The organism is Mycobacterium colombiense, from assembly GCF_001672755.1.
GTDB classification, from domain to species: Bacteria; Actinomycetota; Actinomycetes; order Mycobacteriales; family Mycobacteriaceae; genus Mycobacterium; species Mycobacterium colombiense_C.
This window is the reverse complement of record NZ_LZKI01000162.1, coordinates 1-17,279: the sequence shown is the minus strand read 5'-3', so window position 1 is coordinate 17,279 and position 17,279 is coordinate 1. Positions and strand designations below refer to the sequence as shown.

At 63.8% G+C, this 17,279-nt stretch carries 19 protein-coding genes; 16 read left to right on the top strand and 3 right to left on the bottom strand.

Annotation, left to right across the window (positions count from 1 at the left end; all coding sequences use genetic code 11):
• Positions 1–3: 3 nt before the first annotated feature.
• Positions 4–690: a TetR/AcrR family transcriptional regulator gene (locus tag A5708_RS21190; RefSeq protein ID WP_081293039.1), complete on the top strand. Its 687-nt coding sequence runs from the start codon at positions 4–6 to the stop codon at positions 688–690.
• On the opposite strand, the gene A5708_RS21185 is transcribed toward A5708_RS21190, so the two are convergent.
• The 3 genes from A5708_RS21185 to A5708_RS21175 are packed head-to-tail and all read right to left on the bottom strand — an operon-like array spanning position 659 to position 3,960.
• Positions 659–1,408 (bottom strand): SDR family NAD(P)-dependent oxidoreductase, encoded by a 750-nt coding sequence (locus tag A5708_RS21185; RefSeq protein ID WP_065030495.1) that lies wholly within the window; start codon positions 1,406–1,408, stop codon positions 659–661. The genes A5708_RS21190 and A5708_RS21185 overlap by 32 nt on opposite strands.
• On the bottom strand, positions 1,405–2,670 hold the full coding sequence (locus A5708_RS21180) for an MBL fold metallo-hydrolase (protein WP_065030494.1): 1,266 nt from the start codon (positions 2,668–2,670) through the stop codon (positions 1,405–1,407). The genes A5708_RS21185 and A5708_RS21180 overlap by 4 nt, the downstream gene beginning before the upstream one ends.
• 9 nt (positions 2,671–2,679) lie before the next feature.
• A complete protein-coding gene (locus tag A5708_RS21175; RefSeq protein WP_065030493.1) occupies positions 2,680–3,960 on the bottom strand; it encodes a sulfotransferase family protein in 1,281 nt (426 codons plus the stop codon).
• Positions 3,961–4,019: 59 nt separating this feature from the next.
• Between A5708_RS21175 and A5708_RS21170 the strand changes: the two genes are divergently transcribed.
• The 15 genes from A5708_RS21170 to A5708_RS26990 form a co-directional block, all read left to right on the top strand.
• The gene (locus A5708_RS21170; RefSeq protein ID WP_065030492.1) at positions 4,020–4,910 is read left to right on the top strand and encodes an IclR family transcriptional regulator; all 891 of its coding nucleotides are present in this window, start codon (positions 4,020–4,022) and stop codon (positions 4,908–4,910) included.
• Positions 4,907–5,383 carry a VOC family protein gene (locus tag A5708_RS21165; RefSeq protein ID WP_231117973.1) on the top strand — a complete coding sequence of 159 codons (477 nt, stop codon included), beginning with the start codon at positions 4,907–4,909 and terminating at the stop codon, positions 5,381–5,383. The genes A5708_RS21170 and A5708_RS21165 overlap by 4 nt, the downstream gene beginning before the upstream one ends.
• A gap of 53 nt (positions 5,384–5,436) precedes the next feature.
• On the top strand, positions 5,437–6,447 hold the full coding sequence (locus A5708_RS21160; RefSeq protein ID WP_065030566.1) for a zinc-dependent alcohol dehydrogenase: 1,011 nt from the start codon (positions 5,437–5,439) through the stop codon (positions 6,445–6,447).
• A 4-nt stretch (positions 6,448–6,451) separates the two neighbouring features.
• A complete protein-coding gene (locus A5708_RS21155; RefSeq protein ID WP_065030491.1) occupies positions 6,452–7,471 on the top strand; it encodes an NAD-dependent epimerase/dehydratase family protein in 1,020 nt (339 codons plus the stop codon).
• 14 nt (positions 7,472–7,485) lie between these two features.
• Positions 7,486–8,688, top strand: coding sequence for a cytochrome P450 (locus A5708_RS21150; RefSeq protein WP_196772707.1), 1,203 nt, complete (start codon positions 7,486–7,488; stop codon positions 8,686–8,688).
• A 214-nt stretch (positions 8,689–8,902) separates the two neighbouring features.
• Positions 8,903–9,727: an SDR family NAD(P)-dependent oxidoreductase gene (locus A5708_RS21145; protein WP_065030490.1), complete on the top strand. Its 825-nt coding sequence runs from the start codon at positions 8,903–8,905 to the stop codon at positions 9,725–9,727.
• Between the two features lie 95 nt (positions 9,728–9,822).
• Positions 9,823–10,317, top strand: coding sequence for a hypothetical protein (locus A5708_RS21140; RefSeq protein WP_155766118.1), 495 nt, complete (start codon positions 9,823–9,825; stop codon positions 10,315–10,317).
• Between the two features lie 63 nt (positions 10,318–10,380).
• Entirely contained in the window at positions 10,381–11,199 is an 819-nt protein-coding gene (locus tag A5708_RS21135; RefSeq protein WP_065030564.1) for a TetR/AcrR family transcriptional regulator, read from the top strand.
• On the top strand, positions 11,196–11,603 hold the full coding sequence (locus A5708_RS21130; RefSeq protein ID WP_065030488.1) for a hypothetical protein: 408 nt from the start codon (positions 11,196–11,198) through the stop codon (positions 11,601–11,603). Before A5708_RS21135 ends, A5708_RS21130 begins: the two co-directional genes overlap by 4 nt.
• Complete coding sequence (locus A5708_RS21125; RefSeq protein WP_231117972.1) at positions 11,570–12,358, top strand: HXXEE domain-containing protein; 789 nt, start codon at positions 11,570–11,572, stop codon at positions 12,356–12,358. Before A5708_RS21130 ends, A5708_RS21125 begins: the two co-directional genes overlap by 34 nt.
• A gap of 13 nt (positions 12,359–12,371) precedes the next feature.
• Positions 12,372–13,292: an ABC transporter ATP-binding protein gene (locus A5708_RS21120; RefSeq protein ID WP_065030487.1), complete on the top strand. Its 921-nt coding sequence runs from the start codon at positions 12,372–12,374 to the stop codon at positions 13,290–13,292.
• Complete coding sequence (locus A5708_RS21115; protein ID WP_065030486.1) at positions 13,289–14,869, top strand: ABC transporter permease; 1,581 nt, start codon at positions 13,289–13,291, stop codon at positions 14,867–14,869. Before A5708_RS21120 ends, A5708_RS21115 begins: the two co-directional genes overlap by 4 nt.
• A gap of 349 nt (positions 14,870–15,218) precedes the next feature.
• Positions 15,219–16,184: a peroxiredoxin gene (locus tag A5708_RS28055; protein WP_065030485.1), complete on the top strand. Its 966-nt coding sequence runs from the start codon at positions 15,219–15,221 to the stop codon at positions 16,182–16,184.
• A gap of 156 nt (positions 16,185–16,340) precedes the next feature.
• Positions 16,341–16,655 (top strand): hypothetical protein, encoded by a 315-nt coding sequence (locus A5708_RS21105; RefSeq protein WP_155766116.1) that lies wholly within the window; start codon positions 16,341–16,343, stop codon positions 16,653–16,655.
• 50 nt (positions 16,656–16,705) lie between these two features.
• Positions 16,706–17,279 (top strand): DUF732 domain-containing protein (locus A5708_RS26990; RefSeq protein WP_155766115.1); only part of this gene is annotated, 574 nt, incomplete at its 3' end.

The following is a 17,279-nucleotide window of genomic DNA, read 5'->3' as shown; positions in this document are numbered from 1 at the left end:
CCGATGAACAGGTCAATTCCCCGCCGACGAGACGGCCAAGAGCGCCGCCGTGAACTGTGTGACGCCGCCATCGAGGTGCTGGGTCAACACGGGTCGCGGGGGTTGACCCATCAGCAGGTGGACCGCTGTGCGGGCGTCGCGGAGGGGACGACGTCGTACTACTACCGCACCCGCGAAGCCCTGCTCCGCGGCGTGGGGCACCGCGTGGCCGACATTGACCGTGCCAATCTTGAATCGCTGCTGTCGGACATTCCCGGCACGAGTAGGCCGTTCGCACGACTGGCGCAGCTCGTCATGATGCAATCCGACGGACAAGGGCTGATGCTGAACAAGGCCCGTCACGAACTGCTGCTGGCCTCGACACGCGACCAGGAACTGGTCGAGATATCGCGCGATTTCACCATTCGCGTTTTCGCCTTGGCGGCTGATGCGATCGCCGGGTTGCAACTCGCTAGCGAGGACCGCGATCTGCGCGACAAACAAACTACGGCGGTGATGACCGTGATCGCCGGCCTGTTCACCCGATTCATATCGGGCGACACCTCGCTCGGTGACCCCGTCGAGGTCGAGGAACTGCTTGAGTCCGTCGTCGCTGGAATCGCGATCACTCACGGCGCCGCGACTTCAGTGGACCGAGCGGCCGCCGCAGTGGTCGAGGCTAGAAGCAGTCGGACGCGCCGTCGACGATGAACAGCGCGCCGCTGGTGTAGCTGCTGTGTTTGGTACACAGAAACGCGATGGTGGGGGCGATCTCGCCGACTTCGCCGAAGCGGCGCATGGGGATGTGGGCGATTTCGGCATCGACGATTTCACGAATCCCCAGTGCGGGTGCGGTCATCGGTGTGTTGATCGCTCCTGGAGCCACGGCGTTGACCCGGATTCGGTCGGCGGCCCAGTCGACGGCGAGGTTGCGGGTCATGGCAATGACGCCGGCTTTGGCGGCGCCGTACCCGGGTACCAGGGTGACCGCGCGGAGGGCGGACATTGACGCCAAGTTGACGACACTGCCCCCGCCAATAGCCGTTGATGCGCGCAGTGCGTGGCGCAGGCCGATGGTGAGCCGGTAGGGCGCGGTCAGATTCAGTGCGACCGAGGCATCGAATCCCTTGGGAGTGACTTCGTCCAGGCCGTCGGGAAAGTTGGCTCCAGCGTTGTTGATCAGGACATCAAGGCGGCTAAAGGTTTTCGCAAACTTGTCGACAGCGGCTGCATCGGTGAGCTTCAGCTGGTGGTAGGTCATTCCGGACAGATCGGTGTCGTAGTCTGCCGCGGATGCTTTGGTGCCGGTGATCGTCACATCGGCACCGGCGTCACGGAATAGTGTGGCTGTGGCGTGGCCGATACCGCTCGTCCCTCCGGTCAGCAGGACTGAGGTCCCTCTGAAGTCAAAAGTGATCTGGGCGGTCATGAGAAGGACGCGATCTGCTTGGTCAGCCAGGCACGTTCCCAGAAGTTGACGCTCGGCGCCAAGAGCTGCTCGTGAGCGGCTTTGAGGACGTCTTTGGCGTGGCCGTTGTCAGGTTCTTGAGTGAGGACGGGTTCGGCCAGATAGATGGCCTGCACCGGGCGGTGCGCGGCGAGGTGTCCTTCAGCCCGCGTGAGCAGCGCTTTGGCGCCGGCCAATTCCACGATGTCGCTGTGCATTTCACTGGGATTCACCGCGTAGAGTTCGGTCGTCGAGCGGTGGTGAAACCAGCCGGTGTAGTTTTCCCAGATTGCGCGCACGTCCCAGGACACCTTGCCGTAGCCCTGGCCGACCTCGAGTTCCGGTGGCAAGGTGATCTCGCGCATCAGCGTGTAGACGTCTTTCCCGGCGTTCATCCCCGCCACGGTGTGGTCGTGGACGTACGCGATCGCGTCGCGTAGCCGGGTCAGTTCGGCATGAATGCGGTCCGCACCGGTGATGGTGTCGAAGTGACCGGTGATCAAGATGTCCGGTTCGAGGTCGCGGACGCGTTCGACGGAGGCGATAGCGGTGAGCGCGTCGCGGTAACGGTCGCCGCGCATCGTGACGAAGTTGGGGATGTGGCCGAAGATCGGGCCGAAGGTGTTGCCGCAGAAGCAGATTTTCTCCTCGGGCATCCACACGACCATCGAGTCAGTGGTCTCCCCGCCGGGGGTCGCCAACATCTCGAACGTGCGACCGCCGACGGCGAGGGTGAGGGTGTCGTCGACCTCGATGTCAGCGGTCGGGCTGGCCTGAGCAGGGAGGTCTTTAGTGCCGATGCGGTTCTGAATGGCGGCGTAACCTGTGGCGAGGGTATCGGCGTAGGCGAAGGCGCTGTTGCGGGCCCGGAAGGTGGCCAGGCGCTCGTTGTCGTCGCGCCATTGCCGCCAGTTGGCGCGGGCGATCACCTGGGTATCGGAATCGCGCAGGACATCGAGACCGCCGACGTGGTCGTAGTGGCCCTGAGTAATGATGATGTAGCGCGTGGGGGAGTCGTCGACAGCGTCGAAATTGGCTCGGTGGACTGGGCTTTCAAAGCCCATTCCGGTGTTGATGATGACGCGGCCGTCGTCGGTGGGCAGCAGGTAGGCGTTGGACAGCCCGGGGGATTCCCACACATGCGGGGCGACTTCGATCGCTTGAGGCGCCGTCGCCGGTGCCAGTGCATCGGCTCCGGGCCGGCTGCGGTAGATGGGTTCGAATGCGGATTCTGGTGTACTCATGGCAGGTCCTTACCTGGTTGCCGGCGTGGGGTTTTCGGGGCGGACGTCGAATCGGTCGAAGTAGAAGTCGAATCGCGACCGCAGCTCCTCGGGGCTGACACCGAAGTGCCCTTGCAGGTCGTAGCGGACTTTGCCGTGCTTGCCGCGCGGATTGCTGTCCAGGTAGGTCTGGAACGCGTACCGCACGGCCGGGGTCAGTTCCACGCCCGCACGTGCGTAGAGATCGTCGAGCAGTTCGAGTTCATGGCCGTTGAGGTGATGAAAGCTGATATCGACGCTGCGCTCAGCCGGTACCAACTCGCGATCCCGCACACAGGCGCCCAATAGTCTTTCGACCCGATCGCTCCAGTAATCCACCAGCCACTGCGCATCGATGCTGCGCCGGCGTAGGCGGTCGGAGTACGCCATCATCGTGATCGCCGATTGGATGACCGCCACCGGATCCCGGTGTGTGAAAGCCACCGTGGCGTCGGGGAACGTCGCGGTCAGTGCTGCCAGTTGCTCGCAATGCTGCGGTGATTTCAGCACCCAGGTATGTGGCCCGCGCAGGAACGTCAGCGCTTGCAGCACCTTTTTCATGTAGGCGTAATGACGCGTCTGGTCCAGCGACAAGTAGTAGTCGCGCCAGCCCGGAACCCGTGCGTGCCACTCCAATACATAGGCAGAGAAGTCGAGGTCTTGGACCTCGCACTCCTCTTCGATGGCCTCGGGGAAGCGGTCGTGTAGGGCGGCGGTCTTTGGAGCGGTCACCATTAGCGCGTCGTGCTCGGATTTCGCCGCGGCATAACGGGGATCGATGCCGAAGATGTCGGGCCCTCGACCAGGAACCGGCAGCGGGTCGCGGCTTTCCCAATAGGGCAACGCTCGGCGCCGCGGATCGGCTGCCAACAGGTTGACCAGGTGTGTCGTTCCGGACCGAGGCATGCCGACCACGATGAACGGCTTTTCGATCGGGACCGACTCGATCTCCGGATAGCGCTTGATCAGCTCGGTCAGCGAGAGGCGGTTGCGCAACAGTCGCACGACCCGGGCGCGCAGCGTGCCGCGGATCATCTGCGTTAGTCCGTCGTCGGCCTCGATCGCGTCAATGTAGGCGGCGATGCGTGCGGTGACGCCGTCGGAATCGTCCAGGTCGTCGACACCGGATTGCTCGACAGCCTCGGCCAGCATGAGATCGAGATCGAAGTTCACAACGCTGGACTCGGTGTAGTCGAGGATCTGCCGCTGCACGTCGGTCAATCGCGGCGCGATCAGATCGTCGAAGTCCAGTACGTCGTGTGTATCGGCCATCGCCGAGCTCCGATCCGTGTGTTGTCAGCGTCGAATATTCGATGTATGGTTTCGATAATATGACGCCTCAGACGGTAGAGCCGGAAGACGACGGCCGTCAAGTTCCCTCCCCGCCGACCGAACGGGTCATCGCGGTGATGGAACTGCTTGCCGCCGAAGCGGGTCGAGCGATCACCTTGACCGAGATCGCTCGTGCGTTGCATTTGAGCCGGGCTACTGTGCATGCCATTTTGGCTAGCCTGGTCGCTCACCGTTGGGTGCGCCGTGACGACCGCACCCACGGATACTCGTGGGGTCCTGCGGTGCCGGCGCTGGTCAAAGCGGCCGGTGGACAACCGTTTCAGGAGGCGTTGCGCGAGCTACATGAGGTGACCGGGGTCCAAGCGTTCGTGGCGCGTCGTGAGGCGGCGACGATCGCCGTCATCGACAGCGTTGGGGATTTGATCACCGCGTCTCCGGCGCGTGCGGGCTTTCGACTGCCGTTGGTGGCGCCGTTCGGACGAGATTTCCTCGCTTGGGCCGAAGACACCGACCGTCAGGCATGGCTGGCCGGTCTGGGAACACCGACAAATGAACTGACACAGCGCCTTTCAGAGGTATTGGCCGAAGTCCGGCACCGGGGCTACGTCGTCGAGCGCCTCAGCCGGGAATACGTCCGGGTGTATTCGGCGCTGCGGGCGCTCAGCGTCGACGGGCAACCCGACGCCATCACCGCCCGACTGGCCGGAGCCTTCGCCGATCTCACCCTGGTCGATTTCCTGCCCGGTGAATTCAGCGGCCGTAAGAAGTATCCGATCGCATCAGTATCAGCACCGATAAGGGATTCAACCGGGACGGTGGTCATGTCTGTGAGCGCTGCACCGTTTTGCGAACTCACCGCCACCGCAGTCGCCGCCCTGGGTGAGCAGGTCAAGGTTGCCGCAGCCCAGATCGAAACGAACCTCGCGTGACACCGGCGACAACCCCGCCGTGCCTGTCGCCGGCCGACTGTTACCACTTCGGTTTGATTGTCCCCGACATCGACGCCGCCGCAACCGGTTTGACCCAGCTCGCCGGCTACCAGTGGACCCGGCCGATCGAAGCCGCGATGACCATCGCTACACCTACTGGTGAAACGACAGCCGACGTCGCGTTCGTCTATTCGGTGCAGGCGCCGCATATCGAACTCGTCAGAGCGGTACCGGGCACCCCGTGGACGACCTCACCTGACAGCGCCGCGCATCATCTCGGGTTCTGGGTCGATGACATGGCCGCTGCAGTCGACCGCCTCGAATCTGCCGGATACGCACGAGAACTCGAACCGCTCGGTGACCTCGCAGGCACCTTCGGCTACTACGTCCACACTTCCGGCGTCCGGATTGAACTGGTCGCCCGCAAATACTTCACGGATTGGCCCGGCTTCCTGCACTCCATGGCCCGCTGAATGCCGTCCTCACGCCGCACGAATTCTCGACCGAAATGACCGAAGGAGATCGAATGAAAACCTCTGTGGTGACCGGCCCGGGCACAACCCAAGTCGTCGAGGCACCGCGACCGGAAATCGGGTCGAGCGATGTGCTGGTTCGCATACGGGCCTGCGGCATCTGCGGCACCGACTCGATGTACATCGCTATCGGCGGGTTGCCCCCGCTGCAAGGACACATGCCTTTAGGCCACGAACCCGCCGGCGAGGTCATCGAAGTCGGATCCGACGTCACCGGCATCACCGTCGGTGACCATGTCGTGCTCAATCCGATGGCCGCCCCGGATGGCATCATCGGCAATGGCGGTCCACAGGGCGGTCTCTCAGAATTCGTACTGCTCAAGGATGCCCGCCGAGGCGTCAGCCTGGAAGTGATCCCCGATCACATCCCCTTTGAGGTCGCTGCGCTCAATGAGCCCATGGCGGTTGCACGCCACGCGGTGAATCGTTGTCAGCCCAAACAATCCGACAAGGTGGTGATCTTCGGGGCGGGACCGATCGGGCTAGGTGCCGTTCTGGGATTCAAATCACTTGGTGTGCAACACGTCGTGGTTGCCGATGTCATCCCCTCTCGGCTGCAGAAGGCCCTTGAGGTCGGTGCCGATGCTGTCATCGATTCCGGTTCCGAGGATTTGCGCAAACGGCTCATCGAGCTGCATGGTGACGGCGAAGCGATGTTCCCGGGACGCGCGGACACCGACATTTATCTTGACGCCGCCGGGGTGCCCGCCGTCATCGACGCCACCATAGCGGCGGCCAAGAAGGGCGCAACGCTGGGCGTCGTCGCTGTCCACAAGCAGCCGGTTCCCCTCGATTTCCTGACACTGATGAGCCACGAGCTGACCATCGTTGGATCGATGGGTTACCCCGACGAGATCTTCGAGGTTACAAAGGATCTCGTCGAAAACTGGGAAAAGTACGCCCTCATCGTCAGCCATACCATCCCGTTCGATGACGTCGATGAGGCGCTGGTCAAAGCAAGCACACCAGGGGCCGCCGACAAGATCGTCGTTACCCGCGACTAGCAAGATGCGCGTACTCATCACCGGTGCGACCGGCTTCGTTGGCGCATGGACCGCCAAAGCCGTCCACGAACACGGACACACGCTTCGACTGTTGGTGCGTGATCCCGCCAAGCTCGCACCGATCGCATCGGCATTATCATTCGATGACTCCGACGTCGTGGTCGGCGACATGACCGACGCACGCCGCGTCGGCGAGGCGCTCGACGGGTGTGACGCCGTAATCCACGCCGCAGCGGTGATCGCGCTGCGCGCTGGCGAGGCCGACCAAATGATCAACGCCAATCTCGCTGGCGCGCACAACGTCATCGGGCAGGCCGCTCAGCGAGATATCGACCCGATCATCCACGTCTCCAGCGTGACGGCACTGTGGCATCCGCGCTGCGCATTGCTGCACGCCGAGCTACCCCCACACGGCGGTGGTGACGATTACGCCACCAGCAAGGTGCGCGTCGAGGAGTACGTTCGCGATCTGCAGGCCCTCGGCGCCCCGGTGGTCGTCACCTACCCGTCCACCGTCATCGGTCCGGCGGCGGGCGATCAGTACGGCGAATCAGGTGAAGCGATCGCCGCTTTCGTCAAATCCGGCATCCTCGGCCGCGGTGCCGGCTTGACCATCGGTGACGTCCGCGACATTGCCGAGGCACACGCTCGTCTCCTGCAGCCCGGTCGGGGCCCGCGACGCTACGTGCTCGGCGGCCACTATCTCACCGGTGGCCAACTGGCCGCCGAGCTGAGCAGCATCACCGGGCGCACCGTGCGCCACATCGGCGTTCCCGACGAGTTGCTCATCGGCGCAGGCAAACTCGCCGACCGGTTCCGATCCCGAGTGCCCGCGGCATTGAGCAAGCTCAGCGAGGCCGGCGTGCGCTACCTCGTCGACCAGCCACCGGCCGACAACGCCCCCGCCGAAAGGGACCTCGGCGTCCGGTTCCGCCCGGCAGCCGAGTCCCTGCAGGATCTACTCGCCGACCGGGCCCGCCAGCGCGCGGCCCGGCGATCCGCCATCGAAGGAGCACCGCAATGACCATGACTTCCGACATTCAGACCCGTCCCGACGTCGACCTGGCCGACGGCACCTTCTATGCCGATCGGCACTCCCGTGCCGTCTACCAGTGGATGCGTGCCCACGAGCCGGTGTTCCGTGACCGCAACGGTCTGGCCGCGGCGACCACCTACCAGACGGTCATCGACGCCGAACGTAATCCGGAGTTGTTCTCCAACACCGGAGGTATCCGACCCGACCAGCCCGGCATGCCCTACATGATCGACATGGACGACCCGGCCCACCTCACCCGCCGCAAGCTAGTGAACTCCGGATTCACCCGTAAACGCCTGATGGATCGGCTGCCGTCCATTGAGCGGCTCTGTGACTGGCTCATCGACGCCATCTGCGAACAAGGCGAGTGCGACTTCGTTAGCGATCTGGCTGCCCCGCTGCCGATGGCGGTCATCGGCGACATGCTCGGTGTGGCCCCCGAAGAACGCTCCATGCTGCTGAACTGGTCCGACGATCTGGTGTGCGGACTGAGTTCACATCTCGACGAGAGCACCATGTTGATGCTGTCGGAAACCTTCGCCGCTTATACCGCATTCACCACCGGTGTCATCGCTCAACGCCGCGCGCACCCCACCGACGACCTGTTTTCGGTTCTGGTCCACGCCGAGGTGGACGGGGCACGGATGGCCGACGACGAACTGGTCATGGAGACGCTGCTGCTCCTGATTGCCGGCGACGAGACCACCCGACACACCCTGACCGGCGGAACCGAACAACTACTGCGGCACCCAGACCAGTGGGATCGCCTCACCGGTGACCTGTCACTCCTGCCGATGGCCATCGAGGAGATGCTGCGCTGGACCTCACCGGTGAAGAACATGTGCCGAACCCTGACCGCAGACACCACCTTTCACGGCACGGAGCTGGCCGCCGGCGAGAAGATCATGCTGATGTTCGAATCGGCCAACTTCGACGAGAGTGTCTTCGGGGACCCCGAGAACTTTCGCATCGATCGAGACCCCAACAGTCACTTGGCGTTTGGCTTCGGAACGCACTTCTGCCTGGGTAACCAGCTGGCACGACTCGAGCTGCGGCTCATGCTGACCCGGGTGCTGCAGCGCCTGCCCGACCTGACGCTCGCTGACGAGACTGCGTTGCCGTTGCGGCCCGCGAACTTCGTCAGCGGCCTGGAATCCATGCCCGTACGCTTCACACCCACCCAGCCACTGGGCGCCACCGCCTGAGCTCGGACCAAGACCTACTCGAACGGCTCGTCGCTATGGGCTGAGCGGGTTTGCGCGCTGCACCTAATAGGCGCACGCCTCCCGCGATCTGCGCCACGACGTCATGGCAGTGATTCACCCGTTCCTTGTGTGATACCCAAGTACGGGTTACATTGCATCAAGTATCAGATAGGGAGCGCTCGGTTCCGGGCGGGCAATTCTGGGAGGTTCGCGGATGAGGCTGGCAGGCAAGGTCGCGTTGATCACGGGGGCCACCGGTGGCATGGGCGCCGCTTCGGCTCGAATGTTCGCCAAGGAGGGCGCGTCGGTTCTGCTAGCTGCTCGACACAAGGAGCTTGCCGACCCACTGATTTCGGAGATCACCGAAACTGGGGGAGTTGCCTCGTTCGTAGAGCTGGAAGTGACAGAAGAGAAGGACTGGGCCGCCGCCGTCGCACAGGCGAAAGACCTCTACGGGGGTCTGCACATCTTGATGAACGTGGTGGGCACCAACGAGCTCGTGATGATGCCCGATGCCGACCTTGACGCGTGGAACAAAGTATTCGAAATCAACGTCACCGCGACGATGGTCGGGATGCAGACGTGCGCACCGCTGATCCGAGACTCCGGCGGGGGCTCGATCGTGAATATCGGCTCGGTGGGCGGCTTGTCGGGAACCTTCTCCACGGCGTACTCGTCATCAAAATGGGCCCTGGAGGGTCTGTCACGTTCAGCGGCTTATATTTTCGCCGACTGGGGCATTAGGTGCAATGTGATCCAGCCGGGCTTCATCGCCACCAAGATGACCGCGCCGATGAGCGCCAATCCGGCGATGAAGGACATTATCGACAAGCAGATGTCCGAGACAGTCTTGCTTCGCCGGATGGGCAAGCCCGAAGAGATTGCCGCGACGGCGTTGTTCTTGGCCAGCGACGAGTCCTCGTACATCACCGGTACCGACATCGTCGTCGACGGTGGCTGGTTCTCTGCGGCCGCTTATCTCACCAACGAGCGGCGCAATCACATGCTGGAAACGTTCAAACGCAACGCCGCAGAGTAGACCGCCGCCGTGGCGGGCTTGTAGGCACGCAGCTTGTATCGGGTCGTGGCGCGGTAGTTGCCGCACCACTATCGCTGAGAGTGAAAGGAGTTGGGATGTTTGTGCGAGGTCAGATCGGTCCTTGCCCTCAGTGGCTAGCCGATTTGGACGTCAGCGAGGAAGTGGCAGCGATCGAGGAGCACTGGATCAAGCCGGGAAAGATGCTGTCCTGGCACAACGTCACTGATGGGTTTCCGATCATCGGCCCCAAATTCATGGGTGCCGGCGAAGACCAAGGGCTGACCTTGTCGTTCTACACATTTCCCACCTTCGCGCTATTCAAGGAATGGGCGCTAGGTGCACCGGAGCATATCGCCATCCACACCAAGCTTCTGGAGGCGATGCGTAACCAGGTCGCGTCGAATGCCGGCGGCCCTGTAGATCCCAACCTGATGTTCCCCAGCTACTCATTCCATGCGACCGACGCCCCACGAGCGGAGATCCCGGCGATGCGTGCCGAACTACGCCAGATGTACAAGCAGATCGAGGCCAGCGACTGGGCTGGCGTCCCTGCCGGTGCGGTGCAGTTGATGATGCTCGGCGACCACTGACGGAAAGCGATGCCCACCAACACAACCCGTACACCGACGTCGTCAGCCGGCGACACCGTCGCTATAGGCGAAGATCTGGTAGCCGCCGCGCTTCGTGCCGCCCGGGCACTGGGCCGGGATGTCGCCGATGTGCCCGTCATCGCGATCGCCCGCGAAGCGGGGATCTCGCGGTCCACCCTGATCCGCCGCCTCGGAGGTAAACGCGCAGCTCTCGATGAGGCCGTGCGGGAAGCTGGTTTCGATCCCGGCGGCCAAGCTCCCGTCCGGACCCGCGCGCTCGACGCGGCTGCCGCCCTGATCGGCACCGCCGGACTTTCCGCGGTCACGCTTGAAGCGATCGCCATCCAAGCGCAGTGCTCAGTGCACAGCCTCTACGCGGCATTCGGCGGCCGCGATGAGCTGCTTCGGGCATTGTTTGAACGACACAGCCCACTACTGCAAATCGAGGACTTCTTCGATAGCGGCCACGCCGACCTGGCGACCACCGTCCGTCGGCTCTACGGGATGATCACTCATACGCTGGCGCAGGAACCCCGTGTCGCCCCTGCGCTGCTGGCTGAGGCACTCGCCCGACCGGACAGTCCAGCCATCCAGAACCTGTTGGGGCACAACGCACCTCGCATTCTGGCCAGCCTCGGCGCCTGGCTGGCCGGCGAGATCAACACCGGCACCATCCGAGAGCTGCCGATACCGCTGCTGATCCAACAGTTGCTCGCGCCGATCGCTGTGCACATGCTGATCCGTCCTGCTGTCCCACAGTTGGCGGGACTGGAGCTACCCGACGAGGACACGGTGTGCGATGTCTTCGCTGATGCCTTCGTCCGCGCGGTTGCGGCCCCAATCACGTCGAAGACCACGACGAAAGCGAGGAGAAAATCATGAGTGAGCAAGGATCTCAACTCGATTCGACACAGAAAGCGCGCATTGCGCTGGGTATCGCGTTCACCGGCGCCGGAGTCGCCCACGTTGTCAAGCACGAGTGGTTCGAGCAGCTGGTCCCCGACGGTCTGGCTCAGTGGCGCAAACCGATCAGCGCGGCCACAGCGGTGCTGCAGTTCGTCGGAGGTATCGCCATGTTCATTCCTCGGGCCCGGCTCCTCGCACGCTGGGTCAACCTGACGATGCTGGTCCCCACCCTGCCCGCAGCAGTTGCCCAGACCCGCAAACCCGAGCAGATGCGGGCCCTCGGGGTCAACCCCAAGCTGGTCCTCGCCCGTATCCCAGCACAGATGGCAGTTGCCACCCTGACCTGGTGGGCTACCCGTCCGCCGGTCGAGCAGAGCTGATCGCGAGCACGCTGATGGGGCAGTGGTTTGAGCGGTACTGGAGTTCGGTGGGGCTCGGCGCCGCCATCGTGTTGGCGTTACTGTTGTTGTGCACCAATACTTTCCGAAGTATGTCCGGGGTGTCCCGGTGGCGTGACCCGGTTTGGATCGCGTGGTCGATGGTGGTGGCCTACATGCTGCACAACTTCGAGGAGTACGGCATCGACGCCAAAGGCCGGCCGTTTCATTTTCCCGTCACGGCCTGCGCTCAGTACGGCTTCGATTCGGTCAACGGCTGCCCACTGGTGCCGTCGTTCTTCGTGGCGGTCAACATCCCATTTATCTGGATAGTGCTCCCGATCGCTGCGTTGTGGTGCCGCCGCAATCCCGCGGTCGGGCTGACCGGGGTCGGCTTGGTCTTCACCAATGCGCTCAGCCATATCGGTGGGGCCTTCACCCCGATGGGGTACTCACCGGGAACACTTACTGCGGCAATTATTTTCGTCCCGTTATCGGTGTGGGTGTTCATCACGTTCTTCGGGCGCGGCAAGCTGCTGCGCTGGCCCGTGCTGATGGTCATTCTCGTCGCCTCGATCCTGGCGCAAGCAGTGCTCCTCATGCTGCTCATGGCACTGTCGCGCGGGTCCATCCCGCTAGCGGCGGCGATCGTCATCCAGTCCATCGACCCGGTGCTGTTGCTGCTGCTGCCCTGGGTGGCCAGTCGCAGATGGCCGCCCACCCCGGTAGCGCCCTCACTGGCCGTGGCAGCGGCGTGACCAACCGAAACCAATGGCGGCAATTGTGACTCGACAGGATGATCCGGTGATCCGCATCGAGGGTCTGGTGAAGAAGTTCGGGGCGTTCACCGCCCTCGACGGTCTGAATCTGACAGTGAACCGCGGTGAGGTCCATGGCTTCCTCGGCCCAAACGGCGCGGGGAAGTCGACCACGATCCGGGTGCTCCTGGGCCTGTTGCGGAGCAACTCCGGAAAGGTGTCCCTCCTTGGGGCCGATCCGTGGCGTGATGTTGTGGAATTGCACCAACGGCTCGCCTATGTCCCTGGCGACGTCGTGCTCTGGCCAAGCCTCACCGGTGGGGAAGCCATCGACCTGCTCGGCAACCTCCGTGGCGGGCTCAACGAGACCCGCCGCGCAGAGCTGATCGAGCGCTTCGAGCTCGACCCCACCAAACGTGGACGGCAGTACTCCAAAGGCAATAGGCAGAAGGTCGCGATCGTGGCAGCGCTGGCCGCCGAGGTGGAGTTGCTGATCCTGGATGAGCCCACCTCCGGCCTGGACCCGTTGATGGAATCGGTGTTTCAAGATGAGATCGCCGCCGAGAAGGCCCGCGGCCGTACGGTGCTGCTATCCAGCCACATCCTCAGCGAGGTCGAAGCGCTCGCCGACCGGGTCTCCATCATCCGCGCCGGCCGCGTCGTCACGACCGGCACGCTCGCCCAGCTGCGGGGCACCACGCGCACCACCATCACCGCCACGCTGGGTCGTCCGCCGCGGGATCTGCGTCAGCTGCATGCCATACGTTTCCCTCGCCTCGACGGCAACCGGCTGACCGCCACCGTCGACAATGACGCGATCAATAGCGCGATGACCGAGTTGACCCACTACGACATCACCACTTTGACCGTGACCCCGCCATCTCTGGAGAGTTTGTTCTTGCAGCAGTACACCGGTACCGGTACACGGGCATGAGGGCGTTCACCGGCACCCGCGTTCTGCTGCTAGTCACCGCTAAAGCCAACGCGCGGCGTCTCGCCCCCTGGATCGCCGGGGTCAGCGCGCTGTCCGCATCCTCAATCCTGGCCTACCGCCTGATCTTTCCCGACCTCGCCGATCGCAAACAGCTCGCCGGTGCGCTCGGCGGTAACCCAGCGCTGTCGCTGATCTTCGGGCCCGCCCATAACCTGCTCACCAACGACGGCTTCAACGCCTGGCGCTCGGGAGCCCTCGGCACCTTCTTCGCTGCCCTGATGGCCATCTTGACCGTCGTGTCCACCAGCCGCGCTGACGAAGACTCCGGCCAAGCCGAACTCATCGCGGCCGGTGTGCTCGGCCGTCAAGCCCGCTTGACCACGGCGATCGCGTTGGCGGCCCTTGCCTCAATCACGTTGGGAATAGTGTGCTTGCTCATCACCGTGGCAGTGGGGGGTGCCCCGGTTTCCTCATTGCTGCTTGCGGCCACATTCACCGCATCCGGACTGATGTTCACCGGCATCGGGGCCATCGCCGTCCAACTGGGCTCAGAAGCCCGCACCGCCAGCAGCATCGCGGTCGCCGCCCTCGGCATTTTCTTTGTGCTGCGGGGATTCATCGACACCGTCGATGCCCCCGGCTGGGTGTCCTGGCTTACGCCATTCGGCTGGCTTGAACACGTCCGGCCTGCCACCGACAACAACCCCTGGCCCCTGCTGGCCGCCCTGGGGCTGGCCAGCATTCTGGTCGTCGTAGCTGTCGCGCTCGACAGCCGGCGTGACTTCGGGGCCGGCATCATCGCGGCCCGACCCGGCCCAGCACGCGGCCGCAACGCCGCGAATGTGTGGGGCTTGGCGATACGGCTCAACCGTGGATCGTTACTGACCTGGCTCACCGCTTTCGCTGGCCTGGGGATCATCTTCGGCTATCTGGCCACCTCGATCACCGATGTCCTGGCCAACTCTTCGCTCGCCAATGTGCTGGCCGCCAACGGCGGCTCCACCGCGAACCCGGCGTTCGCGTTCCTGGTCACCGTTCTGCAGCTGGCAGGGCTGATCGCCGCCATCGCGGGCGTCCAAATCGTCAACCGGATCGTCCTGGAGGAAAACGAGTTTCGCATCGAACCCCTCCTGGCAGCATCGCTACGCAGACGCACGTACCTAGCCGCCAACCTCGCCGTCGCGTACCTCACCCCAGCAGTCTGTTTAATTGTCGCTGCCACCGTGATCGGCGTCGTTGCCGCGGGAATCGGGGTCAGCACCGCGGACGTGGTCGGTCAAGGTGCGCTGACAGTCCCGGCCGTATGGGCGCTCGTCTCTGTTTCCGCTGCAATCGTTGGCGCCCGACCCGTCCTGCGGCTCGCCGGATGGCTCGCCATCGTCGCGACCTTCGGCCTGACCATCCTCGGACCCACCTTCAAACTTCCGGAATGGGCCCTCGGGATCAGCCCCCTCCACCACGTCCCGAACGTCACCGCGGCACAAATCGACTGGACCGGAACAGCTGCCGTCATCACTGCCTTTGGGCTACTGACAACCATCGCATTCATCGGATTCCGACAACGTGACATCAGCTGATGGACGTCATCGCGGGCACCGCTGCGTATGCGATCCCCCGTTGTGCCGAGAGTGTGCCAAGACCCGCAAAAACAGGCGATAGCCAGTCGACGCAGTGAAACAGCTGCGACGCGCTGACCTGCTCGGATCCGCACTCAACACGACAGACGAGACGCCACGAATACGGCAAAAAACCATTTACACACCAGCGGTCGGCGGTTCGATACCGTCCGCGCCCACCAACGTTTACGCAGGTCAGCGTCGCAGGTCGAGTTGACCGGGTTTGGCGGGCAACCCCGTCGGTTGGTCGGCCTCGGGCGAATTCTTCGAGTGTGGTCGCGTCGAGCTTCCCCAGAGTTACTCTTTGCCCATGATCGCGGGCGAGAAGGCGCCTGACTTCACTCTTTACGATCACACCGGTCGGCCCCGGGCGCTGTCGGCGCTCCTGGCCGACGGGCCGGTTGTGTTGTTCTTCTTCCCGCTGGCGTCCTCACCGATCTGTACGGCCCAGGCCTGTCATTTTCGGGACCTGAGCAACGAATTCGTCACGGTGGGCGCCCAGCGGGTGGGCATCAGCACCGACACCGTCGACAGGCAGGCGCACTTCGCTCAACAGCGCTCGTTCGACTATCCGCTGCTCTCCGACGCCGACGGCGTGGTGTCCGAGCTGTTCGGGGTGCGCCGGGGCAGGCTCGCCAAGCTGAGTAGATCGGTCGTGGCGCGTGAGGCGGCCCGGCGTGGCCGGCACGCTCGGCGCCGTGGCCTGCTGGCCCGGCTGCTGCCGGTCAGACGGACCACGTTCGTCATCGACACCGATCGCACCGTACTCAAGGTGGTCTCCAACGAGCTTCGGGCGTCCGTGCACGCCGACCAGACCTTGTGGTTCTTGCAGAACCACAAGGGGCCGCACAGTTCGCCGCATGCCGGAGGGAAACATTCCGACGCGCATCAGCAGTCGGAGGACGAGGGCAGCGAACGGAAAGCCGCGGACGAGGCAAGCCTGGTCCGGCCCTACACGCTGACGGGAGGCCGTACCGACGCCGGCGTCGAACTGGCACTCGAGGCTCCGGTCGAAGCGCTCACCACCGCATCGAAGCCGCCGCGCTGGCCGAGAAACGATGTGCGGGGCCAGATCCTGACGTATTGCGTCCAGAGCCCCTCGGTCGCAGAGATCGCCGCTCGTCTGTCCTTGCCGCTCGGTGCGACGCGGTTTCTGGTCGGCGAGCTGGTCACACAAGGATATTTGCGGGTGCACACCCCCCTCGGTGACTCGATGACGATCGACCAACGACGTGAACTGATAGGCAGGACTTTGCGCGGCCTACGAGCACTCTGAGGGGGCGGGCGACGAGTATTGCTGCCGCCTCGGACTTGTTGTACACGTGTTTCGCAATCCGGATAGGCATTCGCTAGCCGGATGACAGTTAACCCGCAGTACACCCGCAGCTAATGTCTATGTCACTTAACAGCAACTCGGAATTACGATTTCTTCATGCCGTTGGCTAACGGCAATATGTTTGCTGGGTATGCCATCCTGCGGTTGTTGGGATGTGTCGGGATGGGCGAGGTCTACTTCACCCGGCGTCCCCGTTTGGCCCGCGGTAATTCGCTCAACATGCTGAGCACCGGCGTCTGCGCGGACGACGCCCACCGTCTGGTGACACAGACGGATCCGGCGACCGCGCCAAGGCGTCTTACGTGGTGCGCGTCAACGACCGTGCGCACCACTTTCACCGGCGATATCCCCATCGCGAACCTGCGTTGGGACGCGCTGGCGCGCAGGCAATCACACCTGCGGCATAAGTGATTATTCAAAGTCCGCGCGGGGACGGGCTCTCGCAGAACGGAAATCCTGTCATGTTCACCCCCACCACCAGGTGCACCGGCGTCACCAGCCATGCCGGCGTTCTGGTTACCACCCTCGTGTTGTTAAGCGGCGCCGCAATTCTTCGCGGCGGTGCAGCAACGGCTGACTTAAACGAAGACGACCATTTCCTGACGCTGCTCGCTCAAGAAGGCATCCCCGCCCTCGAAGGCGTGCCAAGCCTCGTCGACGTCGCTCATAAGGTCTGTCGCGCACTGGATGCCGGCATTCCCGCGGACCGCGTACTCAACGCGATGGTCGAGTATGCGGAGGGCAACGATCCACCCGAGCGCCTCTACGCCCCCGGCCGCCTCGCGCGCACCGAGGCACGGTTCATCACCGCGTCGGTGGGTGCCTACTGTCCATACGACCGGAGCAAAATCACCTTCCTGGTCACCGATCCGACATCGCGATGGAACGATCCGGAACATCGGATGTCGGACAACATCCGCAACGCGGTCGACTCGCGCAACCGCCTGCGGGAGCCGCATGTGTCGCACGGTGGCGCCTTCGCGACGGGTCGCTCCGCCGGCGCGCGGTTGGACTTCGAGGTGCATGCGGCGGCGC